Source organism: Nocardia sp. BMG111209, assembly GCF_000381925.1.
GTDB lineage: Bacteria > Actinomycetota > Actinomycetes > Mycobacteriales > Mycobacteriaceae > Nocardia.
Genome location: NZ_KB907308.1, coordinates 469,483 through 491,463, shown reverse-complemented (window position 1 = coordinate 491,463; position 21,981 = coordinate 469,483). Strand labels below are relative to the sequence as shown.

The window sequence follows — 21,981 nt, the reverse complement described above, 5'->3', positions numbered from 1 at the left end:
GGTTGTGGGGAAAGATGTTCTCCATGACCGCATCTCGAGTGACTCGATCCCTGTTGCGCGCCGCGCCGGCGGTGCTGCTCGCCGTGGTGGCCGCCGCGACCTTCACCGCCGTCGGAGGTGTGGCGACCGCGCAGGCTCCCCTGGGCGGTATGCCGCCCGCGCTCGGCATCCCCGGCCCGTCGCACCACCTGCAGATCCTGCCGGGCCAGAACAGCACCGGCGCCAGCGGCAGCGTGATCCCGGGCAAGAACGACGCCTACTCCGTGTCCGCGGCGCCCGGCCAGAGCCTGGCCTTCGACGTCACCTCGTCGAACGGCAGCGCCGTGCTGACGGTGGCGCCGCTGGTCGGCCCGATGGTCGCCCAGGAGGTCCCGCACGCCGATGTCGTCGCCGACGGCCACGACTACCAGATCGCGGTGTCCACGCCCGACGGCGCCTCGGACTACACGCTGACCGTCACCGCATACTGACCGGCCGGACTGCCGGGGGAACGCGATTCCCCCGGCAGCCTCGCGGCAATCGCCCGGATACGCGGTAGATTGGCCAGCTGTGCACCTGAAGAGTCTGACGCTGAAGGGATTCAAGTCCTTCGCGTCCGCGACGACGCTCCGTTTCGAGCCCGGTATCACCTGTGTGGTGGGGCCCAACGGCTCCGGCAAGTCGAACGTCGTCGACGCGCTCACCTGGGTGATGGGTGAACAGGGCGCGAAGGCGCTGCGCGGCGGGAAGATGCAGGACGTCATCTTCGCCGGGACCGCGGGCCGGGCGCCGCTGGGCCGCGCGGAGGTGACCCTCACGATCGACAATTCGGACGGCGCGTTGCCGATCGAATATTCGGAAGTGTCGATCACGCGGCGAATGTTTCGCGACGGCGCCGGCGAATACGAGATCAACGGCAACACCTGCCGCCTCATGGATGTCCAGGAGTTGTTGTCCGACTCCGGTATCGGCCGGGAGATGCACGTCATCGTCGGCCAGGGCCAATTGTCGGCGATTCTCGAGTCCCGCCCGGAGGATCGGCGCGCCTTCATCGAGGAGGCCGCGGGTGTCCTGAAACACCGGCGGCGCAAGGAGAAGGCCGTCCGCAAGCTCGAGGCCATGCAGTCGAATCTGGCCCGGCTCACCGATCTCACCACCGAACTGCGCCGCCAACTCAAGCCGCTGGGGCGGCAGGCCGAGGTGGCGCGCCGCGCCGCGAGTGTGCAATCCGATCTCCGCGACGCCCGATTGCGTTTGGCCGCCGACGATCTCGTGTCGCGCCGGCGCGATCTGGAGAGTCAGCAGAGCAAGGAGGCGTTCGCCCGCGAGCAGCACATCAACGTGCAGGCCGAACTGGACGCCGCCAATGCCGCTCTCGCACAACAGGAATTCGAGCTGTCCCGGCTGAATCCGGCCGCCGACGCCGCCGCACAGACCTGGTTCCAGCTCTCGGCGCTGGTGGAACGGGTCAACGCCACCATCCGCATCGCCCACGACCGGGCCCGCAACCTCGCGATCACGCAGCCCGCCGGCGGCGGCCGCGATCCGGAGCAGCTGGAGGCCGAGGCTGCGCGGGTCGAGGCCGAGGAGGCGGAACTGCTGGCCGCCGTCGAGGTCGCGACCGCGACCCTGGAATCCGCGCGGGATCAGCTGTACGAGCGCGAACAGGCCGCGAAGGCCGCCGAACAGGCCCATCTGGCCGCCGTGCGCGCCATCGCCGACCGCCGCGAGGGCCTGGCCCGGCTGGCCGGTCAGGTGGATACGCTGCGCAGCCGCGCCCAGTCCGCCGACACCGAGATCGCCCGCCTCTCGGCCACCTTGGCCGAGGCCCGGCGGCGCGGCGAGGCGGCCGAGGCCGAATTCGAGTCCGCTCAAACCGAACTCGGCGAGCTGGAGGCGGGCGAGGCGAGTCTGGACTCCGCCTACGAGCACGCCGCCGCGGCGCTGGCCGCCGCCGAGGAGCGGGTCACCGAACTGCGCGAGCGCGATCGGGAGGCGGGGAAGAAGGTCGCCTCGCTGTCGGCGCGGATCGAGGCGCTCACCATGGGCCTGGCCCGCAAGGACGGCGGCGCCTGGCTGCTGGAACAGCACAGCGACGGCCTGCGCGGCCGGGTGTCCGACGTGCTGCGCGCGCAATCCGGTTACGAGGCCGCCGTCGCGGCCGCACTGGGCCCGCTCGCCGACGCGGTCGCCGCGGACGGCCACCACGTCGCGCACGCCGCGATCCAGGCGTTGAAGTCCGCCGACGGCGGCCGGGCAGCGGTCATCTACGCCGGATTCGCGCACGTGGATCCGGCGGCGCCTGCGGATGCGCAACGGCGGGCATCTGCCGCGGCGGGGCCGGAATTCCGTGCCGGCGCGACGAATTCGGCGGCGCCGGCGGGAACGCGGTGGCTGGTGGAGGTGATCGACTGCCCGGCAGAGCTTTCCGGTGCGGTCGCGACGCTCGCGGCCGATACCGTCGTCGCCGACGATCTGACCGTGGTGGCCACGGTGCTGGCCGCGGATCCCGGGCTGCGGGTGGTGACCCGCGACGGTGATCTGGCCGGGTCGGGCTGGTTGCTCGGCGGCTCCGACCGGGCACCCAGCCAGCTCGAGGTGCAGGCCGAGATCGACACGGCGCGAACCGAACTGGAGTCCTGGCAGCGACAGGCCGAACAGCTGGAGGCGGCGCTGTCCGGCGCGCTGGACGAGCAGTCCGACCGCCGGGACGCCGCCGATCAGGCGCTGCTGGCCCTGCACGAATCCGATCAGTCCATGGTCGCCACCTACGATCGGCTCGGCCGGCTCGGCGAGACCGCCCGTGCCGCGAAGACCGACAGCGAACGACTGGTGGTCCAGCGCGACGACGCCGAGGCCGCCCGCGACGAGAACCTGACTCGGCTGGCCGAGCTGGAGGACCGGCTGCGGCATTCGGAATCCGAACAGTCCGAACTGGATTCGCACGCCGACGCCGGCACCGAGACCGCCGGGCAGCAGCGCGAACAGGCCGCCGCCGCACTGGCCGAGGCGCGGTCGATGGAGGTGGAGGCGCGGCTGACCGTCCGCACCTCCGAGGAACGCGCGGAATCCGTACGCGGCAAGGCGGATTCGCTGCGCCGCGCGGCCCGCGCCGAACGCGAGACCCGGGCCCGCGCCGAACGCGCCCAGGCCGCCCGCCGGCGCGCGGCCGAGGTCGCCGCCGCCGTCGCCGAGTGCGCCGAACGGGTTGCGGCGGAACTGGAAACGGTGGTCGGCACGGCCGCCGCGCGCCGCGACGATCTGGTGCGCCGCCGCACCGAGGTCGCCGCCACCGTCGACCGCGTCAAGGAGCGCGCCCGCGCGCTCAACACCCAGCTGTCCCAGCTCACCGATGCCGTACATCGCGACGAGGTGGCCCGCGCCCAGTCCGCGCTGCGCATCGAACAGCTCGAACAGACCATCGCCGAGCAGTTCGGCATCGCGCTGGACGACCTGATCGCCGAATACGGCCCCGAGGTGCCGATGCCGCCGTCGGCGCTGGAGGTGCAGGAGTACGAGCAGGCGAAGGAGCGCGGCGAGGCGGTCAGCCCGCCGCAGCCCATGCCGTACGACCGCGCCACCGAGGAGCGCCGGGTCAAACGCGCCGAAAAGGACCTCGCCACCCTGGGTAAGGTGAATCCCCTTGCGCTGGAAGAGTTCGCGGCCCTGGAGGAGCGCTACAACTTCCTCGCCACCCAACTCGAGGACGTGCGGAAGGCCCGGCAGGACCTGCTCGACGTGGTCGCCGAGGTCGACGCCCGCATCCTGCAGGTCTTCGCCGAGGCCTACGAGGATGTGTCCCGCGAATTCGTCGGCGTGTTCGGCAAACTGTTCCCCGGCGGCGAGGGCCGGCTGCTGCTCACCGATCCGTCCGACATGCTCACCACCGGTGTCGAGGTGGAGGCCCGCCCGCCGGGCAAGAAGGTCAAGCGGCTGTCGCTGCTGTCCGGCGGCGAGAAGTCGCTGACCGCCGTGGCGCTGCTGGTGGCGATCTTCCGGGCCCGCCCGTCCCCCTTCTACGTGATGGACGAGGTCGAGGCGGCGCTCGACGACACCAATCTGCGCCGCCTGATCGGCCTGTTCGAGCAACTGCGGGAGAAGTCGCAGCTGATCGTCATCACCCACCAGAAGCCGACCATGGAGGTCGCCGATGCGTTGTACGGCGTCAGCATGCGCGGCGACGGGATCACCCAGGTCATCTCGCAGCGTCTGCGTGGCGACAATCTGGCGGCCACACCCGCGTGAGCACGGCGTCGGCTCGTAGCGGCCGGTCGCCGGGTTCCAACGGATTCCAATCGAATCGCAATCGCCTCTCCTTATTCTTCGCATGCGAATTTCGGTTCGGGGTCGGACGACCTCGACGAATCAGGAGAGAGAGCACGTGACCGACCCCTATCAGCAGCAGCCCGGTTACCCGACGCAGGGCGTGCCCGGCAGCGGTCCGAATCCCCCCGTCCCGCCGGGCTACAACCCACCCCCGGGTGCGGATCCGCAGGCGCCCTACGGCCGCAACGCGCAGGGCGAGCCCTACTCGGACAAGTCGAAGCTGGTCGCGGGCCTGTTGCAGATCTTCCTGGGTGGATTCGGCGTGGGCCGGTTCTACCTCGGCTACACCGGCATCGGTATCGCGCAGATCGCCGTCACCTGGCTGACCTGCGGTATCGGCGCCCTCTGGCCGCTGATCGACGGCATCATGATCCTGGTCGGCAAGGTGCGCGACCCGCAGGGTCTGCCGCTGCAGGAGAACTGACGGGCGGGGGCCGGTCCCGGCGGCTATCCGGCCGGGACCGGCCCGCCCAGCGCGTCGAGTTCCGCGCGGCTGTCCGGGTCGAGTACGAGCTCACCGGCGGCCAGATTGCCGTCGAGGTGCGCGAGGTCGGCGGTGCCCGGGATGAGCAGGGTGTGGTCGTAGTCGGCCAGCAGCCAGGCCAGGGCGACGCCGGCGGGTGTGGTGCGCAGCCGGTCGGCCACCGCCCGCACCGTCGGGTCGTCGACCACGGTGGTCCAACCGGCGAAGCCCGCGGAGCCGAGCGGGAAGTAGGGCACCCAGGCGATGTCGTGCTCCCGGCACACGTCCAGTACCGGCGCGGTCTCGCGAGTGAGCAGGTTGTAGACGTTCTGGACGCAGGCGATGTCCGCGGGCAGGGCCGCGCGCAGCGTGGCCGCGCCGATATTGCTCAGCCCGATGCCGCCGATCAGGCCCGCCGCCCGCAGGGCGATCAGTTCGGCCAACTGATCCTCGATGCCGACCGCCTGATCTCCGGTCGCGATGATGCCGGGCGGGATGTCCGCGCGGCGCAGGTTCACCACCGGCAGCCGGTCGACCCGCAGTTCGGTGAGATTCGCGTGGATCTGGGCCCGCAACTGCTCGGGTCGCTGCGCGGGGACGAGCCCGCCGGACGCGTCGTTCTCCGCGCCGATCTTGGTGACGATCGTGAGGTGGTCGTCGTAGGGGGCGAGCGCGGTGTGGATCAGCCGGTTGCAGGCGCCCGCGCCGTAGAACTGGGCGGTATCGATGTGGTCGACGCCGCGCTCGATCGCGCGGCGCAGCACCGCGACCGCGGTGTCCGGATCGACCGGCGGTACCCGCCGGTGGACCAGTTGCATCGCCCCGAATCCGATCCGGGCGACCCGCCGGTCGCCGAGGAGTGCGGTGCCCCCGGGTGCGCCGGTCCGGTCGGTGGTGCGCGCTGACTGGGCGTCGGATGTCATATGCGTCTCCTGGTGGCATAGTGGAACGCGACGAACCGGAGGAACCTCCGGATATCTTCACCGTAGCAGAAACGGAGGGACCTCCGCTTGTGGTCCGCGAGCATGCCGTGACCGCCGGGCGCGCCGACGCGCGACGGAACCGGGAACATCTGGTGGAGACGGCGCGCGCCCTGCTGGCCACCGAGACCGGGAAGGTGCCGCTGGAGACGATCGCGCGCGCCGCGGGCGTCGGGATCGGCACCCTGTACCGCCACTTCCCGACGCGCGAGGCGCTCGTGGAGGCGGTCTACCGCGCCGAGGTGGACCGCCTGTGCGCCGGCGCCGCCGAATCGGCCGGCACCGGACCCGGCGATGTGGCGCTGCGGGCCTGGATGGACCGGTTCGGCGACTACATGGCCGCGAAACGGGAGATCGCCGGGGCGCTGCGGGCCCTGGTCGAATCCGGCGCGATCACCAGTTCGCAGACGCGGCAACGGATTTCGGAGGCGGTGCAGATCCTGCTGGATGTGGGTGCCGTCGACGGCACCCTGCGCACCGACGTGCCCGCCGAGGACGTCGTCGTCGGCCTGCTCGGCATCTTCCTCGTCTGCGGCCCCGACCAGCGCGCGCAGGCCGACCGGATGATGGCCCTGCTGATGGACGCGCTGCGGCCGCGTGCCTGAGGGTGGGCTGCGGTTGCCGGTCGGGGCCGCCGGGTGCGCCGGCTCAGGGGGCCAGGACGGCCTTCAGCTGAGCGGCACCCGTTGTGGCGAGCCAGGTTTCGAGGTTCTGCAGGCCAGGGTGGATCGCCCGGATCGCCTCGATATCGGCCTGCCAGCCCTGTCCGGCCTCGGCGAGCCGCCAGGTGTCGCCGACCGAGGCGGTCAGCGCGTCCGCCTCGGCCTCGGTGAGGCGGCGGTAGCCCAGCGGGCGGCCGACCGCGCGGCCGATGATCGCCGCGGCCGCGGGCGGGGTGTGCTCGTCGCCGGCCAGGTCGAGGGCGCGGCCGTGGAAGCGGTCCGGATCCGCGAAGGCGAGGGCGGCGACGGCGGCGATATCGTCGACCGCGATCATCTGGAACGGGCGGTCGGCCCGGAAGATGTGCCGGTGGAAGCCGTCCCGGAAACCGTCCAGCGGCAGTGCGGCCAGGCCGAGGTAGTTCTCCATGAACCGGACCGGGCGCAGCAGGGTGTAGCGCAGCCCGCTCTCGGCCGCGGCCTCCTCGATGCGGCGCTTGCCGCGGTTGCCCCAGCCGATCTCGGTGCCGAAGCCGGCCACGCCGGTGAAGACGAGCTGCTCGACGCCGGCGGTGCGGGCCGCGTCGATCAGCGCGATCCCGCGGTTCGCCTCGAGCTCCGCGTCCCAGCCGTCGGGGCCGAAAGCCGCTGGGGGGACCAGGAATACGCCGCGCACACCCGCGACCGCGGCGGCGAGTGTCGTCGGGTGGTCGAAATCGCCCACGGCCAGCTCGGCACCCAGTCCGGCCAGTTCCCGGGCCGCGGCCGTCTGCGGATCGCGGACCAGGGCACGGACGCGGACGCCGTCGGCCAGCAGGCGCCGGGCGGTCGCGCCGCCCTGCTTGCCGGTGGCGCCGGTGACCAGGACGAGTTCGTTCTGATGGGACATGTTCACCTCGTCTGTTTCGATAGAATCCGGGTCGGGTAACCCGCATCCCGGACGATACGGGCGCGCCCGCGGGATCCACCACGGCCGCTCGAGGGGTGCGTAACGAAATGACTTCCGCCACAGCGGGGATCGCGGATCCGGCGACCCGCGCGGACGCCCGCCGCAACCGCGCGCTGGTCCTGGTCGCGGCGCAACGGGCCTTCGCCGATCGGGGAGTGTCGGTGTCGCTGGCCGAGATCGCCCGGCGGGCCGGGGTGGGGGCGGGCACGGTGTACCGGCACTTCCCGACCAAGGCCGATCTGCTGGAGGCGGTGATGCAGCAGCGCATCGAGCAGCTGACCGCCCGGGTGATCGCGGGCCGGAACGCGCCGGACGTGGGGGCGGCCTTCTTCGAATTCTGTGCGGGCATGGTCGTTTCGACCCCGCGCAACCAGGCGGTGTGCGATGTGATCACCACCGACGACGGCTGGCCCCGCGCGCTGATGCACGGCGCCGGTGAGCGATTCCACACCGCCCTGCGGGAACTGCTGCTCGCGGCCCAGCGCGCGGGTGCGGTGCGGCCGGACATCACCGTCGCCGACCTGCTCGCCATCTTCACCGGATGCGCGGCGATCCAGCGGGTTTCGGGTGCGGGCCCGGAGCTGGCCCGGCCCGCGCGGATCGCCCTCGACGCGTTGCGGCCGCACGCCGTGGTCGTGACGAAAGCCGGCGCGGTGCGTGACGAAACGGGTAACGAAACTCCGGGGACGTACTGCCCGGAATGCGGTGCGGCCGTTCGCCGTCGCGGCACCGGGCGGCCCGCGCGCTATTGTTCCGCGGCCTGCCGGCAGAAGGCGCATCGGCGCCGGCGGTCGAATCCGATTGTGGGCAGCGCGGAAACCGACCGATCGCTAGGCCGGACCGGATGAGGGCAGGCCGGTCTCCGGTCCGATGATCGGGCCGCCGCGCCTGCCGGACGGGTGCGGCGGCATCATCGCCACGCCGGTGTCCAGATCCACGATCGGATCGTCGCCGGAGACCCGGTCGTCGACCTTCGCGATCGCCACCCACTCCTTGCGGTCGTGAATGTGCTTGCGGGACGGGCCGAATATCTCGAGGACATCGGCGCCGAGTGGTCTGCTCTCCGGGCGGGTGCGGGATCGGCGCCACCAGCTCACCGCACCGACCGTACGCCCCGCCCGGGGCGGTTGCGGGCTAGAGCAGGTCGCTGACGTCGTCGGGGACGTCGACCGCGTATTTGCGGAGGGTCTCCATGGGGATGACCTCGAGCGCGTTCTCGTGCGTCGCGGCCAGGATGACGGGTGCGGCGACGCCGTCCTCGTGGGCGTGCAGCCAGCGCACCGCGACCACACACCAGCGGTCCCCCGGTTGCAGGCCCGGGAAGTTGTTGTCGGGCCGTGGAGTGACCAGATCGTTGCCGATCGACTTCTGATGCTCCAGGAATTCCGCCGTCACGACGGTGCACACGGTGTGGCTGCCGAGGTCCTCCGGGCCGGTACTGCAGCATCCATCCCGATAGAAGCCGGTGAGAGGATCGGTGCCACACTCCTCCAGCGGTCCCCCAAGCACATTACGATCGGTCACGAAAGCCGATCCTATTGTCTTGGTGTCGGATTCGCCGAGCCTTCCGGTCCGTGGTGTGATCGGAAATCCGGTCAGCCCAGTTGGCGGTAGTTCGCCGCTTCCGATTCGTCCGGTCCGGTGCCCAGGAACGCGTCCAGCATCTCGTCGGCCACCGGCGGTGCGGTCAGCCGCAAACCGAGAGCGAGGACGTTGGCGTCGTTCCACTTCCGGGCGCCCTCGGCGGTGGCGCGGTCGGTGCACAGCGCCGCGCGGACGCCGGGGACCTTGTTGGCGGCGATGGACACGCCCGTACCGGTCCAGCAGCACACGACGCCGAGATCGGCCCGTCCGTCGGCGACGGCCTCGCCGACGCCGCGGCCGACCTCGGGCCAGGCGATACCCTTGCCGATCACGAGCAGCTCGTGGCCACGCTCGGTCAACCAGGTCTCGAGATGGTCGGTGAGAGAGGTGCACTCGTCGGTGCCGAAGGCGATCCGCACGGGCACCAGGGTAGCGGGACCGGGCGGGAGCGCGCCGGGCGATCAGGCATTTCCGGCGGCGGCCCGCGCGAGGACGGACCGAGGTTCTGACAGGATGGGCCTGTGACTGCGCAAGCCTGGATTCTGATCGCCGCAATCGTCGCCGTCCTGGTGGTGGCGCTCGTCGTCGCCGGATTCGTCCGGTACAAGCGCCGCCGGGTCACCTTGACGCCGGCCGCGCCCGTCGCCGAGGTCACCGACCGGTCGGGTGGGTACACGGCCGCCGGGGGATTCAGCTTCAGTCAGGGTGGCGCGAAGCCGGAACCGGTCGCGGTGCCGGGGGAGCGCACCGACGACGAGGGACAGCCGCACATCGGCGACGACGCCGCCGTGCCGCGCGATTCGGCGCGCCGATCGATCACGGATGTCCGGTTGCCGGAACCCGGCCTTTCGGCCGAGGACGCGGCGAGTATCCAGGAACCGGAACCGGCCGCGCGGGCCGAGCAGGCCGCCGCACTGGCCGCGGTGGCGGGTGCGGAGCAGAAGCACGCTGTAACACCTGAGGCCGATGATGCTGTAACACCTGAGACCGATGATTCGGCCGTCTCCGGCCCGGTGGGCACCGAAACTTCCGGAAACGGCGACGGCAGCGTGACCACCGAGGGGCCTGCCACGGTCGCGGGGGCCGCCGCCGTCGACCGCGCAACCGGCGGGGAGACCGCTGACCGTGCGGCCACCGAGGGCTCTGCCACGGACCGCGCGGCCACCGAGGACTCCGCCGCCGACCGCGTGACCGCCGAGGGCTCCGCTACTGACGCCGCGACCCCGACCGCCCCAGCCACCGACCGCGCGACCGCCGAGGAGGCCGCGGCCGCCGCGGCCGAACAGGTGGCCGCCGCGGCCGCCGCGACGACCGCCCCGGCACCGGCTCCGGTCCCGACGGCTCCGACCGCCCCGCTCGAGGAGATCGAGCCCACCGCGGGCCGCCTCACCCGACTGCGCGGCCGGTTGTCCCGCTCCCAGAACGCCGTCGGCAAGAGCCTGCTGGGCCTGCTCGGCGGCGGCGACCTGGACGAGGACTCCTGGGAGGAGATCGAGGACACGCTCGTGATGGCCGATCTCGGCGCGGCCGTCACCGCCACCATCGTGGACCGGCTCCGCGAACAGATGGCATCGCGCAGTGTCCGGACCACCGACCAGGCCCGCGCGGTCCTGCGCGAGGTGCTCGTCGGCGCCCTGCGGCCGGAACTGGACCGGTCCATCAAGGCCCTCCCGCATGCCGATCACCCGTCGATCCTGCTGGTGGTCGGCGTCAACGGCACCGGCAAGACGACCACCACCGGCAAACTGGCCCGGGTCCTGATCGCCGACGGCCGGCGCGTGCTGCTGGGGGCCGCGGACACCTTCCGGGCCGCCGCGGCCGACCAGCTGCAAACCTGGGGCGAACGCGTCGGCGCGGAGACCGTGCGGGGCCGGGAGGGCGCCGATCCGGCGTCCGTGGCCTTCGACGCGGTCAGCACCGGCATCGCGCAGGGGGTCGACGCCGTGCTCGTCGACACCGCCGGCCGGCTGCACACCAAGACCGGCCTGATGGACGAGCTCGGCAAGGTCAAGCGCGTGGTCGAGAAGAAGGCCGCCGTCGACGAGGTGCTGCTGGTCCTGGACGCCACCGTCGGCCAGAACGGGCTCACCCAGGCCCGCGTGTTCGCGGAGGTCGTCGACATCACCGGCGTGGTGCTGACCAAACTGGACGGTACGGCCAAGGGCGGCATCGTCTTCCAGGTGCAGCACGAACTGGGCGTTCCGGTGAAGCTGGTCGGCCTCGGCGAGGGCGCCGACGACCTCGCCCCGTTCGAGCCCGGCGCGTTCGTCGATGCGTTGCTGGGCTGAGTCCGGACGGCGCTCCGGCGGCGCATTCACCCCGATTTCGGGCTTGTCCGGACAATTTCGGACGGCCGTTCTGTAACCGATCACAACGCGTCGTCGTCCGTGCTGGTGGCGCCGGGTTTCCCGGCCTCACCGCGACGGTTTTCGGCGGGTGAACCGGACGTGCTGTGCGGGTTACGAAACATAGATGCAACACCACCGGCCGATCCGTTCACGCAGGTGAAACGCGTCGGCGGCACAGACGAAACACCGGATGAGCAACCTTCTCGTGTGCAGGCTCGTCGCCGTGAACTTTGGCCGGGCCCGAGATGAGGAGGAACAAGGTGGCGTATCCCCTGACCGGTGTGCCGGACACCGGCGACACCGCATGGATGCTGGCGAGCTCAGCGCTCGTCCTGCTGATGACGCCCGGTCTGGCGTTCTTCTACGGCGGCATGGTCCGCTCGAAGAACGTCCTGAACATGATCATGATGAGCATCAGTGCGATGGGCATCGTGGGCGTGATCTGGGCGATATTCGGATATTCCGAAGCGTTCGGCAACAACAAGTTCGGCGTGATCGGTGATCCCGGCCAGTTCTTCGGGCTGAAGGGACTCATCGGTGGCAACAGCGTGAAGGCCGTGCCGGCGGCCGCCGGTACCACGGCCGTGCCGGAAACGGACATTCCGCTGGCCGGCACTATTCCGATGACGGTCTTCGTGGCCTTCCAGTTGATGTTCGCGATCATCACCGTCGCCCTCATCTCGGGTGCCGTGGCCGACCGCCTGAAGTTCCGCGCGTGGCTGGTCTTCGCCACGATCTGGGCGATCGTGGTCTACTTCCCGGTCGCGCACTGGGTCTTCGACTTCAACGTCTCCGACTCCTCGGGCACCGTGGTGCACGCCGGTGGCTGGATCGCCAACAAGCTGCAGGCCATCGACTTCGCCGGTGGAACCGCGGTGCACATCAACGCCGGTGCGGCGGGCCTGGCGCTGGCCCTGGTGCTCGGCAAGCGCAAGGGCTGGCCGACGACTCCGGCCCGGCCGCACAACATTCCGTTCGTCATGCTCGGCGCCGGTCTGCTGTGGTTCGGCTGGTTCGGCTTCAACGCCGGTTCCGCGGTGACCTCCAACGGCCTGGCCGGTTCGACCTTCCTCGCCACCACGTTCGCCACCTGCTCGGCGATGCTCGGCTGGCTGCTGGTCGAGAAGATCCGCGACGGCAAGCCCACCACCCTCGGCGCGGCCTCCGGCATCGTCGCGGGCCTGGTCGCCATCACCCCGTCCTGTTCCTCGGTGAACGTCCTGGGCGCCCTGGTGATCGGCCTGGTCGCGGGCATCCTCTGCGCGCTGGCGGTCGGCCTGAAGTTCAAGCTGGGCTTCGACGATTCGCTCGACGTGGTCGGCGTCCACATGATCGGTGGTCTGGTCGGCACCCTGATGATCGGTCTGTTCCTCGCGCCGGAGTCGGGTGCCTCGGGCGCCCTCAGCGGTGCCAAGGGCCTGTTCTACGGCGGCGGATTCTCGCAGCTCGGCAAGCAGGCGGTGGGTGCGTTCAGCGTGCTGGCCTACTCCTTCATCGCCTCGCTGATCATCGCGTTCATCGTCAAGTTCACGGTCGGCCTGCGCGCCACGGAGGAAGAGGAGTTCAACGGCTTGGACGACTCGGAGCATGCTGAAACTGCGTACGATTTCGCTGCTGTGGGTGGCACGGCACGCACCGCCGTCAAGGAAGCCGTCAAGGAAGAGGCATGACAATGAAACTTGTTACCGCGATCGTCAAGCCGTTCACGCTCGAGGATGTGAAGTCCGGGCTGGAGCAGGCGGGTGTGCTGGGCATGACCGTCAGCGAGGTGCAGGGCTACGGCCGCCAGAAGGGCCACACCGAGGTCTACCGCGGTGCAGAGTACTCGGTGGACTTCGTGCCGAAGGTCCGGGTCGAGGTCGTCGTCGACGAGAGTCAGGTCGAGCGGGTCGTCGAGGTCATCACCGAGGCCGCGCGTACCGGCAAGATCGGTGACGGCAAGGTGTGGATCACCCCGGTGGACGCGGTGATCCGCGTCCGTACCGGCGAACGCGGCGCCGACGCTCTGTAGGACCGGCCGGCGCGCCGGCGCCGGAATCCGGAGATATTCGAATCCAGCGGCGGCCCCGCTCCACCCGGTGCGACCGGTAGGGGCGGGGCCGCTCGTGTGAGACGGGTGGTGGGACGGTAGTGGGCGGCAACCAGCGAATGCAGGACGAATTGTCGGGCGGCGCAACGGATCTGGTGCGGGCGCGAAATCAACTGCTGGACGGTGGCGACAACCGCCGTCCGCGTCTGGACGCGGAATCGCTGCGGCAGGCGCTGGTCGATCTGTACGACCTGTGGCTGACCACCAAGGGCGGTGAACTCGGCATCATCCGCGACAGCGGCCTGGCGGTGGTCGCGGTCGGCGGGCTCGGGCGCAGGGAGATGCTGCCGTACTCGGATCTGGATCTGGTACTGCTGCACGACGATGTGGATCCGCAACGGGTGGCCGAGGTCGCCGATCGGCTCTGGTACCCGTTGTGGGACGCCCACATCAAACTGGATCACAGTGTGCGGACCGTACCGCAGGCGCTGCGGGTGGCCGCCGACGATCTCACCGCCGGGCTCGGCCTCCTGGAGGCCAGGCACATCGTCGGTGACGCCGAACTGAGCAACCTGCTCATCGGCGGGGTGCGCCGGGAATGGCGCACCGGAATCCGTTCGCGGTTCACGGATCTGGTCCAGCAGGCGCAGGCCCGCTGGAATCGCAACGGCGAGATCGCCCATCGCGCCGAGCCGGATCTGAAGAACGGCCGCGGCGGCCTGCGGGACATCCAACTGCTGGACGCACTGGCGATCGCCCAGCTGACCGACGCCATGCCGGGGCTCGGTCCGGACGTCCCCGGCGGCGGGCTGAAGCAGGCGCAGCGACGTTTGCTGGATGTTCGCACGGAACTGCATCGGGTGGCCGGCCGGGCCCGCGATCAGCTCCGCGCCCAGGACGCCGACGAGATCGGCGCCGCGCTGCGCATCGGTGACCGGTTCGATCTGGCCCGCACGCTCAGCGACGCCGCCCGCACCGTCAACTACTCGGTCGACGTCGGGCTGCGCACGGCCGGAAATGCGCTGCCGCGCCGTGGATTGGCCCGTCTGCGCCGGGTACCGGTACGCCGACCACTCGATGAGGGGGTGGTCGAGCACTCCGGCGAGGTGGTGCTGGCCCGGGACGCGCGCCCGGCGAAGGATCCCGGGCTGATCCTGCGGGTCGCCGCGGCGTCGGCGCAGACCGGCCTGCCGATGTCCGCGACCACGCTCAACCGGCTGTCCGAGGACGCCCCGGAGCTGCGCGAGCCGTGGCCGCGGGAGGCGCTCAACGACCTGCTGGTACTGCTGGGCGCCGGTCGCGGCACCATCGACGCGGTCGAGGCGCTGGACCGGACGGGCCTGTGGGGCCGGCTGTTCCCGGAGTGGGGGGCGGTGCGCGATCTGCCGCCGCGCGATGCCATCCACACCTGGACCGTCGACCGCCACCTGATGGAGACCGTCGCCTACGCCGGCGCGCTCACCACCCAGGTCGCCCGCCCCGACCTGCTGCTGCTCGGCGCCCTGCTGCACGACATCGGCAAGGGCCGCACCGAGGACCACAGCATCGTCGGCGCCGAGCTCGCCACCCAGATCGGCCGCCGGCTCGGACTGTGGCCCTCGGACGTGCACACCCTCAGCGCCGTCGTGCGCTATCACCTGCTGCTGCCGGATACCGCGACCCGCCGCGACCTCGCCGATCCGGAGACCGTCCGGATGGTCGTCGCCGCGCTCGACGGCGACGCGCAGGTGCTGGACCTGCTGCTCGCCCTGGCCGAGGCCGATTCGCTGGCCACCGGACCCGGTGTGTGGGGTGATTGGAAGGCGTCGCTGATCCGCGAGCTGGTGCGGCGCTGCCGGTTGGCGATGGCGGGGGAGAGCCAGCCGACGCCGGATCCGATCCCCGAGGAACTGCGGGCCCTGGCGACCGCGGGCGGCGTGCACGTGGAGCTGCGGGCCGGCGACGGCCGCTACACCCATGTCGTCACCGTGATCGCGCCCGACACGCCCGGCCTGCTGTCGGAGGCGGCCGGCGTGCTGGCCCTGCATTCGCTGCGGGTGCTGTCGGCCTCGCTGGGCAGTGCGCCCATCGACGGCGGCGGCCGGTCGGCGATCGACACCTTCGTGGTGACACCGAAATTCGGCGATCCGCCGGATGCCGGGCTGCTGCGGCAGGAGCTGATCCGCGCGCTGAACGGCGATCTCGACGTGCCCGCGATGCTGGCGAAGAAGGAACGCGAGGCGGCGCTGCGGCCGAGCCCGTACGCGCAGGCCGAACCGCGGGTGATCTGGACCGAGACCCCGAATCCCGGCGAGGTGCTGCTGGAACTGCGCGCCGAGGACCGCATCGGCCTGCTCAGCCGGCTGGCCGACGCGCTGGCCGGCGCGGGCGTGGACGTGCGCTGGGCGAAGGTGGTCACCCTCGGCGCCGCGGTGGTGGACGCGTTCTGCCTGCATCTCGGCGACGCCGACGGCCCGGAACGACGCGCGGAACTGGCGGCGGCCCTGCTGGCCGTGGTCCCGCGCCCGGAGCCGCGCAAACCGGAGAGCACGCCCGAGACGTCCGGCGAATGACCGATTCGACTGTTTAATGCAATTGTTGCCAACGATTTGCTGACGTCGCGATCCGGTATGGCAGCGCACACCTACGATCGGATCAGCTTTCGGCTGTCGCGCTACTTGTTCGTGCTGTCGGCTGTTCGAGCATGAGGGGAGCGATTCGGTGGCAATTGAAGTCGTGTCCGCGTCGATGATGACCAGCGACACCACTCGGCACATCGCGCGCTGTGTCGGAGGTGATCGCTGGGTCGTCTCGTGGCTGCCCGGCCGTACCCTGACCGGCCAGCAGGCGGTGACGGCGATGAAGATCGCGTCCCGGCCCGGCGGGAACGAGCCCACCACCGCCGAATGGGCCGTCCTCGACACCATGGCGCTGGAGCTCGGACTGACCGGCCGCGAGGCGGTGTTCATGGTCGCGGCCGAGGATCACGACATCCGCCAGGCCCCGCGCGCACGCCGCCGGACACCGTAATCCACCAGGGGGGATCCGGTCGGTCCGATCCTCGCACTACCCTGGTATCCCGAGTGACCACCCTCGAGATCAGGAGCGCGATCGGTGTTCGAATCCCTGTCCGACCGGTTGGCCGGTGCCCTCAAGGACCTCCGTGGCAAGGGGCGCCTGTCACCGGCCGATATCGACGCGACCGCCCGGGAGATCCGGCTGGCACTGCTCGAGGCCGACGTCGCGTTGCCGGTGGTCCGTCAGTTCATCAACCGGATCAAGGAGCGCGCCAAGGGGGCCGAGGTCTCCGGGGCGCTGAATCCGGCGCAGCAGGTCGTCAAGATCGTCAACGAGGAACTCGTCGCGATCCTCGGCGGCGAGACCCGGCGACTGCGGCTGGCGAAGAATCCACCCACGGTGATCATGCTGGCCGGTCTGCAAGGCGCCGGTAAGACCACCCTCGCGGGCAAGCTCGCGAAATGGCTCAAGGGCCAGGGGCACACGCCGCTGCTGGTGGCCTGTGACCTCCAGCGCCCCGGCGCGGTCACCCAGCTCCAGGTGGTCGGCGAGCGGGCCGGGGTGTCGGTGTTCGCACCGCATCCGGGTACCACGGTGTCCACGGGCGACAATCCGATCGTCACCGCGGCCGATCCGATCGACGTCGCGAAGGCCGGCGTCGAGGAGGCCCGGCAGAAGCATTTCGACGTGGTCGTCGTCGACACCGCCGGCCGCCTCGGCATCGACGAGGAGTTGATGCGGCAGGCCGCGGGCATCCGCGACGCCGTGCAGCCGGACGAGACGCTGTTCGTCCTCGACGCCATGATCGGCCAGGACGCCGTCACCACCGCGGAGGCGTTCCGCGACGGCGTCGGCTTCACCGGCGTGGTGCTGACCAAACTCGACGGCGACGCCCGCGGTGGCGCGGCGCTGAGCGTGCGCGAGATCACCGGCCAGCCGATCCTGTTCGCGTCCACCGGCGAGAAGCTGGAGGACTTCGACGTCTTCCATCCCGACCGCATGTCCAGCCGGATCCTCGGCATGGGCGACCTGCTCACCCTCATCGAGCAGGCCGAGCAGGTCTACGACGCGCAGCAGGCCGAGGAGGCCGCGCGCAAGATCGGTTCCGGCGAGCTCACCCTCGAGGACTTCCTCGAGCAGATGCTCGCCATCCGCAAGATGGGCCCGATCGGCAACCTGCTGGGCATGCTGCCCGGTGCCGGCCAGATGAAGGACGCGCTGTCCCAGGTCGACGACAAGCAACTGGACCGGGTGCAGGCCATCATCCGCGGCATGACCCCGGGCGAGCGGGCCAACCCGAAGATCATCAACGCCTCCCGCCGGCTGCGCATCGCCAACGGCTCCGGCGTCGCGGTCTCCGACGTCAACCAGCTCGTCGACCGCTTCTTCGAGGCGCGGAAGATGATGAGCGCCATGAGCCGCCAGTTCGGCATGCCGGGCGCGCGCGGCGGCACCAAGAAGAAGGGTGGCAAGAAGGGTAAGAAGGGCGGCCGCGGCCCGACCCCGCCGAAGGTGCGCGGTGGGTTCCCGGGGATGCCGGGCATGCCCGCCGGGATGCCCGGTATGCCGGGGATGCCCGCGGGTTTCCCGGACCTGTCGAACATGCCCGCCGGTCTGGACGAACTGCCCCCGGGGCTCGAGGGAATCGACCTGTCCCAGTTGAAGTTCCCGAAGAAGTAACCCGATTCGCCCGGGGCGGACGCGATCTCGCGTCCGCCCCGGGCATTTCCGGCCACGTCGGCGGCGGATGCGGAAGTCTGCCGAATTCCGTATCGACCGTGGTGATCTCGGCTCAGCCGGTTCCTTTCCACCACCGCTTGTGCGGCGATGTGCCGCTTCGTCGCTGTGGCCGATCGAAGGGCAACCGGAGATCGGGTCGCACCAGATAGATCAATCGCACGAACAGCGACGGCTTGCCGATCGGGCGCAGCTGCGCGAGGTCGATGGGTTCGCGGACAACGGCATTCTGTGCCCGTTCGTCGGCGCCTGCGGAGATCAGTGCGCGCGTTATCTCGGGCCGGCGGTCCTGGCGGGCGATTGCCAACGGTGACGATGCGCGTCGCGTACAGAAAGAGGTGTGCACGCCCGCCGGTTCGGCGCCGATATCGGGATTCGTGCCGAGCGCGAGTTGTTCGCGCACGGCGGCGAGATCCCCGTCCTGGGTGGCCCGGATCAGGCATGCCTCCGATGACGCAGCCGGTTCGGCGCGGTACCCGAGGGGGTATTCGCGTTCGACCTGTTGAGCGAGGTCGTACCAGTCGCCGCCGTAGGTCATGACCGCCGCGTCCCCCGGTTGGTGCGAATCCCCGTATCCGACGGGCGCAGGCGGGCGATCCGGGTAGCGAAAGTAGTCCTGGCGGTGGAATTTGTCCCAGGCGTACAGCAACTGGCCGTTGCGGAACGGACCCCACGGCAGCGATGCCCAGCGCTCCGGATCGAGTACCGCACGCAGGCGCAGGAATTGGTAGTACTCGGTGTCGTAGACGTAGAGGTTGGTCGGCGTCATCCCACCCGTCTCGCCGAGTGCGACGATCTCGCCGTCCAGCGCGATCGCCACCGTATCGGGAGCCACCGATCCGCTCGTGTGATGGCCGTGACGGCCGTCCTCCACGCTCGGAAAGGTGATCTCCTGCCAATCGTCGAAGGTCCACTCCTCGTCGTCCGGGTCCCGGAACACCTCGCCCACCAGCGTGCGTCCCCACTCGGCCGGAAAATCCCCGTCCGATCTCACGGTTCGAGGCTAGCGGCCGAGAAGGCAACTCCGCGAGCGCATTCCGGTCGATCGGCATCCCGGTCGCGGCGGTGGGGTCAGGCGCTGTCGGCGACCGGGCGGCGTCGGCGGCGGCCGCGGGCGACCAGTTCGGCGTCGAATTCGGGGGTGGACCATTCGGCGGCGAGGGTGATGCTGGGGCCGCGGCCCGCGGCGATGTGGGCGAAGGCGCTCGCCGCGGCCGCTTCGGTGGCGCCGGCCGCGATCAGGCTGAACAGGGCCTCGTGTTCGGTGCACTGTTCGGCGGCGTCCCGGGCCGCGGTGAGGCGGAACAGCCATTCGGTGCGGGCGGCCAGCGGGCGCATCAGGGTGTTGAGCAGGGGGTTACCGGCCAGATCGATGATTCCGGCGTGGAAGGCGGCGTTGGCGCCGGCGATCCGCTGGGCGTCGCCGGCGGCGGTGGCGGCCCGGGCCTGCACCAGCAGGGCCGACAGCGGCTCGATCGAGGACGGTGTGGCGTTGCTCGCGGCCAGCCGGGCGGCCAGTGATTCCAGCGACTCCCGGACATCGAACAGATCGCGGACGTCGGCGGGGGTGAACGGGGCCACCAGCGCACCCTTGCCCGGAACCAGCAGAACGAGGCCCTCGGCGGCCAGCACGCGCAGCGCCTCGCGCAGCGGGATACGGGAAACCTGCAGCTCGGCGGCCAGATCGCGCTCGACCAGCCGCTGTCCCGGCCGCAGCTCGACGCCGATGATGCGTTGCTTGATCGACTCGTAGGCGTGGTCGCGCAAGGATCCTGGTGCTGTCACGACATTCCACACTATCGCTGCCCCGGAGCGGTTTTCCCGCCCGAAACACAGCCGGAACGCGGCCGCCACACCGATCGTCGAAAGTTAGCGGTATACCACTAACTGGAGGTCGGTCGTGGACACTGCCCTGGAACTAGCCGGTGTCGGCAAGCGGTTCGGTGCGGTGCGGGCGCTGTCGGATGTGGACATCACGGTCCGCCGCGGCGAGGTGCACTGCGTACTCGGTGAGAACGGCGCCGGGAAGTCGACACTGTGCAATCTCGTCTACGGTTCGGCGAGTCCGGACGAGGGCCGGATGCGGCTGTTCGGCGAGCCGTACCGGCCGCGCCGGCCCGCCGACGCCCTGCGCCGCGGAATCGCCATGGTGCACCAGCATTTCAGCCTGGTGCCGACCCTGACGGTCGCGGAGAACCTACTGCTGGGCCCCGCCGCGCGACTGCGGTTGCGCCGCGCGGACCTGACCACCGGATTGGCCACGGTCGCCGACGAATTCGGCCTGCGCGTCGATCCCACCGCGCGGGTCGAGGCACTGTCGGTGGGGGAACGCCAGACCGTCGAGATCGTGAAATGCCTTCTGGCCGAACCAAATCTGATACTCCTGGACGAACCCACCGCGGTACTGGGCCCGGCGGAGGTGAGCTCCCTGCTCGGCACCTGCCGCCGCATCGCCGCCGCCGGTCGCGCGGTCGTACTCATCACCCACAAACTGGGCGAGATCGAACGCGTCGCCGACACCGCCACGGTCCTGCGCGCGGGCCGCGTCGTCGGCTCCGGCCCACTGTCCGAGTTCACCCGCGACGACCTGGTCGGCCTGATGGTCGGCCGCCGCCTGGCAGACCTGGATCCGCTTCTGGTCCTGGGTGATTCGGGTGTGGCTGCCGCGACCACCGCCGACCGTCCAGCCGCGGCGGTCGCCGGGCAGACCGCTGCCGATTCGGGCGGTGCCGACGAAATCGTCACTGGTGCAGAGATTTCCGTGGGATTGACTGCGCAGCCGGGCACTGCTGAGGTACTCGGTGCTGGCAGTTCTGACAGTTCTGCACCTGCCGCTGGTGAGGATGCCGTCGGTGCTGCGAGCGCTGTCAATGCGGTGGGTGTAGCCGCCGCTATCGGTGCGACCGGTGCTGGTGACGTATCGATTGTCGGAACGAGCCTTGCCGGTGGAGTAGTTGCCGATGCAGGCGCTGTCGGTGCGATGGGTACCGAGGTCAGTGTTGCCCAGGGCGCTGCGGGTGTGCCGGGCGGTGCCGGTGAGAGCGTAGTTTCGCCGCCGGTGTTGCGGGTTGCCGGGTTGCGGTTGGCGCGGGGGGATGGGGCGCCGCTGCTGGACGGTCTGGATCTGGAGTTGCGGGCGGGGGAGATCACCGGGATCGCCGGGGTGGAGGGGAACGGCCAGAGCGAGTTGGTCGCGGTGCTCAGTGGCGCGCGGCGGCCGGATGGCGGCCGGATCGAATTCGCCGGGCGGGATATGACGAGGGCGACGGTGGCCGCCCGCACGGCGGCGGGGCTCGGCGTCATTCCGGAGGATCGGCATCACGAGGGCTGTATTCCGGCCATGAGTGTCGCGGAGAACCTCTGCCTGGGCCGGTTGTCCCGGTTCCGCCGGCGCGGACTGCTGAACCGGCGAGCCGTGTACGACACCGCGGCCGCCGCGATCGCCGCGCACGGCATCCGGGCCGCCTCGCCGGCCGCGCCGATGCACACGTTGTCCGGCGGCAATCAGCAGAAGGTCGTGGTGGCAAGGGAATTGGCGTTGGATCCACTGCGCTGCCTGGTCGCGGCACAACCGACCCGCGGGCTGGACCTCGCGGCGGTGGACGCCGTGCTGACCCAGCTGCGCGGCGCCGCCGCGGCGGGTGCGGCGGTGCTGCTGGTCTCCCACGAACTGCCCGAACTGCTCACCCTCTGCGACCGTGTCTTCGTCGCCTACCGTGGCCGCCTGCTCGGCCCGGTCCACCCGGCCACCGGGCACGCGGCCGACACCATCGCCCGGCTGATGCTGGGGGCCGCGGCATGAGCGGTCAAGCGTCGGGGGCGGCGGAACATGATCATGGGGGCGCGTCGCTCGCGCCTGACCTACTCGGGATGAGCGGTCCGGCGCTGGAGGTGGCAGCGGAGGATAGCCACGGTGGCGCGCTGCCCGCG

General features: G+C 70.7%; 19 protein-coding genes. 12 read left to right on the top strand and 7 right to left on the bottom strand.

Annotated features, from left to right (window positions below; all coding sequences use genetic code 11):
* Positions 1 to 23: 23 nt before the first annotated feature.
* The 3 genes from G361_RS0125800 to G361_RS0125790 all read left to right on the top strand — a co-directional run bounded on the left by G361_RS0125800 (position 24) and on the right by G361_RS0125790 (position 4,729).
* Positions 24 to 470, top strand: a complete 447-nt coding sequence (locus tag G361_RS0125800; protein ID WP_196814633.1) for a hypothetical protein — start codon at positions 24 to 26, stop codon at positions 468 to 470.
* Between the two features lie 79 nt (positions 471 to 549).
* A complete protein-coding gene (gene smc / locus G361_RS0125795; protein WP_019930010.1) occupies positions 550 to 4,224 on the top strand; it encodes a chromosome segregation protein SMC in 3,675 nt (1,224 codons plus the stop codon).
* A 136-nt stretch (positions 4,225 to 4,360) separates the two neighbouring features.
* The gene (locus G361_RS0125790; RefSeq protein ID WP_019930009.1) at positions 4,361 to 4,729 is read left to right on the top strand and encodes a TM2 domain-containing protein; all 369 of its coding nucleotides are present in this window, start codon (positions 4,361 to 4,363) and stop codon (positions 4,727 to 4,729) included.
* Between the two features lie 23 nt (positions 4,730 to 4,752).
* On the opposite strand, the gene G361_RS0125785 is transcribed toward G361_RS0125790, so the two are convergent.
* Complete coding sequence (locus G361_RS0125785) at positions 4,753 to 5,691, bottom strand: aldo/keto reductase (RefSeq protein ID WP_019930008.1); 939 nt, start codon at positions 5,689 to 5,691, stop codon at positions 4,753 to 4,755.
* 107 nt (positions 5,692 to 5,798) lie between these two features.
* On the opposite strand from G361_RS0125785, the gene G361_RS0125780 reads away from it, so the two are divergent.
* Positions 5,799 to 6,353 (top strand): TetR/AcrR family transcriptional regulator, encoded by a 555-nt coding sequence (locus tag G361_RS0125780; RefSeq protein ID WP_231387098.1) that lies wholly within the window; start codon positions 5,799 to 5,801, stop codon positions 6,351 to 6,353.
* A gap of 43 nt (positions 6,354 to 6,396) precedes the next feature.
* Here the strand turns inward: G361_RS0125780 and G361_RS0125775 are convergent, their stop codons facing one another.
* Positions 6,397 to 7,296, bottom strand: a complete 900-nt coding sequence (locus G361_RS0125775) for an NmrA family NAD(P)-binding protein (RefSeq protein ID WP_155981782.1) — start codon at positions 7,294 to 7,296, stop codon at positions 6,397 to 6,399.
* 107 nt (positions 7,297 to 7,403) lie between these two features.
* Between G361_RS0125775 and G361_RS0125770 the strand changes: the two genes are divergently transcribed.
* Positions 7,404 to 8,204: a TetR/AcrR family transcriptional regulator gene (locus G361_RS0125770; protein WP_019930005.1), complete on the top strand. Its 801-nt coding sequence runs from the start codon at positions 7,404 to 7,406 to the stop codon at positions 8,202 to 8,204.
* On the opposite strand, the gene G361_RS0125765 is transcribed toward G361_RS0125770, so the two are convergent.
* From G361_RS0125765 to G361_RS0125755, 3 genes are all read right to left on the bottom strand, one after another.
* Positions 8,187 to 8,453 carry a hypothetical protein gene (locus tag G361_RS0125765; protein WP_019930004.1) on the bottom strand — a complete coding sequence of 89 codons (267 nt, stop codon included), beginning with the start codon at positions 8,451 to 8,453 and terminating at the stop codon, positions 8,187 to 8,189. The genes G361_RS0125770 and G361_RS0125765 overlap by 18 nt on opposite strands.
* A 37-nt stretch (positions 8,454 to 8,490) precedes the next feature.
* On the bottom strand, positions 8,491 to 8,880 hold the full coding sequence (locus G361_RS0125760; RefSeq protein WP_019930003.1) for a DUF2237 family protein: 390 nt from the start codon (positions 8,878 to 8,880) through the stop codon (positions 8,491 to 8,493).
* Positions 8,881 to 8,951: 71 nt separating this feature from the next.
* The gene (locus G361_RS0125755; protein WP_026343513.1) at positions 8,952 to 9,359 is read right to left on the bottom strand and encodes an RpiB/LacA/LacB family sugar-phosphate isomerase; all 408 of its coding nucleotides are present in this window, start codon (positions 9,357 to 9,359) and stop codon (positions 8,952 to 8,954) included.
* Positions 9,360 to 9,461: 102 nt separating this feature from the next.
* Between G361_RS0125755 and ftsY the strand changes: the two genes are divergently transcribed.
* The 6 genes from ftsY to ffh all read left to right on the top strand — a co-directional run bounded on the left by ftsY (position 9,462) and on the right by ffh (position 17,994).
* Positions 9,462 to 11,228 (top strand): signal recognition particle-docking protein FtsY, encoded by a 1,767-nt coding sequence (gene ftsY / locus G361_RS0125750; RefSeq protein ID WP_019930001.1) that lies wholly within the window; start codon positions 9,462 to 9,464, stop codon positions 11,226 to 11,228.
* 368 nt (positions 11,229 to 11,596) lie between these two features.
* On the top strand, positions 11,597 to 12,958 hold the full coding sequence (locus tag G361_RS0125745) for an ammonium transporter (protein WP_231387148.1): 1,362 nt from the start codon (positions 11,597 to 11,599) through the stop codon (positions 12,956 to 12,958).
* A 2-nt stretch (positions 12,959 to 12,960) separates the two neighbouring features.
* Complete coding sequence (locus G361_RS0125740; protein WP_019929999.1) at positions 12,961 to 13,299, top strand: P-II family nitrogen regulator; 339 nt, start codon at positions 12,961 to 12,963, stop codon at positions 13,297 to 13,299.
* A gap of 137 nt (positions 13,300 to 13,436) precedes the next feature.
* Positions 13,437 to 15,869, top strand: a complete 2,433-nt coding sequence (locus G361_RS0125735) for a [protein-PII] uridylyltransferase (protein ID WP_019929998.1) — start codon at positions 13,437 to 13,439, stop codon at positions 15,867 to 15,869.
* A gap of 148 nt (positions 15,870 to 16,017) precedes the next feature.
* A complete protein-coding gene (locus G361_RS0125730) occupies positions 16,018 to 16,326 on the top strand; it encodes a hypothetical protein (protein ID WP_026343512.1) in 309 nt (102 codons plus the stop codon).
* Between the two features lie 84 nt (positions 16,327 to 16,410).
* Positions 16,411 to 17,994, top strand: coding sequence for a signal recognition particle protein (gene ffh / locus G361_RS0125725; protein WP_019929996.1), 1,584 nt, complete (start codon positions 16,411 to 16,413; stop codon positions 17,992 to 17,994).
* Between the two features lie 112 nt (positions 17,995 to 18,106).
* Here ffh and G361_RS0125720 read toward each other — a convergent pair whose 3' ends face one another.
* Both G361_RS0125720 and G361_RS44895 read right to left on the bottom strand, forming a co-directional pair.
* Positions 18,107 to 19,045 carry a hypothetical protein gene (locus G361_RS0125720; protein ID WP_155981780.1) on the bottom strand — a complete coding sequence of 313 codons (939 nt, stop codon included), beginning with the start codon at positions 19,043 to 19,045 and terminating at the stop codon, positions 18,107 to 18,109.
* Between the two features lie 77 nt (positions 19,046 to 19,122).
* Positions 19,123 to 19,836: a GntR family transcriptional regulator gene (locus tag G361_RS44895; RefSeq protein ID WP_231387097.1), complete on the bottom strand. Its 714-nt coding sequence runs from the start codon at positions 19,834 to 19,836 to the stop codon at positions 19,123 to 19,125.
* 115 nt (positions 19,837 to 19,951) lie between these two features.
* On the opposite strand from G361_RS44895, the gene G361_RS51170 reads away from it, so the two are divergent.
* Complete coding sequence (locus G361_RS51170; RefSeq protein WP_019929993.1) at positions 19,952 to 21,853, top strand: ABC transporter ATP-binding protein; 1,902 nt, start codon at positions 19,952 to 19,954, stop codon at positions 21,851 to 21,853.
* Positions 21,854 to 21,981: the final 128 nt, after the last annotated feature.

Excerpts from the sequence above, each read along its gene's own strand:
- G361_RS0125800 (WP_196814633.1), top strand. The coding sequence starts at position 24 with ATGACCGCATCTCGAGTGACTCGATCCCTGTTGCGCGCCGCGCCGGCG.
- G361_RS0125785 (WP_019930008.1), bottom strand. The coding sequence starts at position 5,691 with ATGACATCCGACGCCCAGTCAGCGCGCACCACCGACCGGACCGGCGCA.
- G361_RS0125775 (WP_155981782.1), bottom strand. The coding sequence starts at position 7,296 with ATGTCCCATCAGAACGAACTCGTCCTGGTCACCGGCGCCACCGGCAAG.
- G361_RS0125770 (WP_019930005.1), top strand. The coding sequence starts at position 7,404 with ATGACTTCCGCCACAGCGGGGATCGCGGATCCGGCGACCCGCGCGGAC.
- G361_RS0125745 (WP_231387148.1), top strand. The coding sequence starts at position 11,597 with ATGCTGGCGAGCTCAGCGCTCGTCCTGCTGATGACGCCCGGTCTGGCG.
- G361_RS0125740 (WP_019929999.1), top strand. The coding sequence starts at position 12,961 with ATGAAACTTGTTACCGCGATCGTCAAGCCGTTCACGCTCGAGGATGTG.
- G361_RS0125735 (WP_019929998.1), top strand. The coding sequence starts at position 13,437 with ATGCAGGACGAATTGTCGGGCGGCGCAACGGATCTGGTGCGGGCGCGA.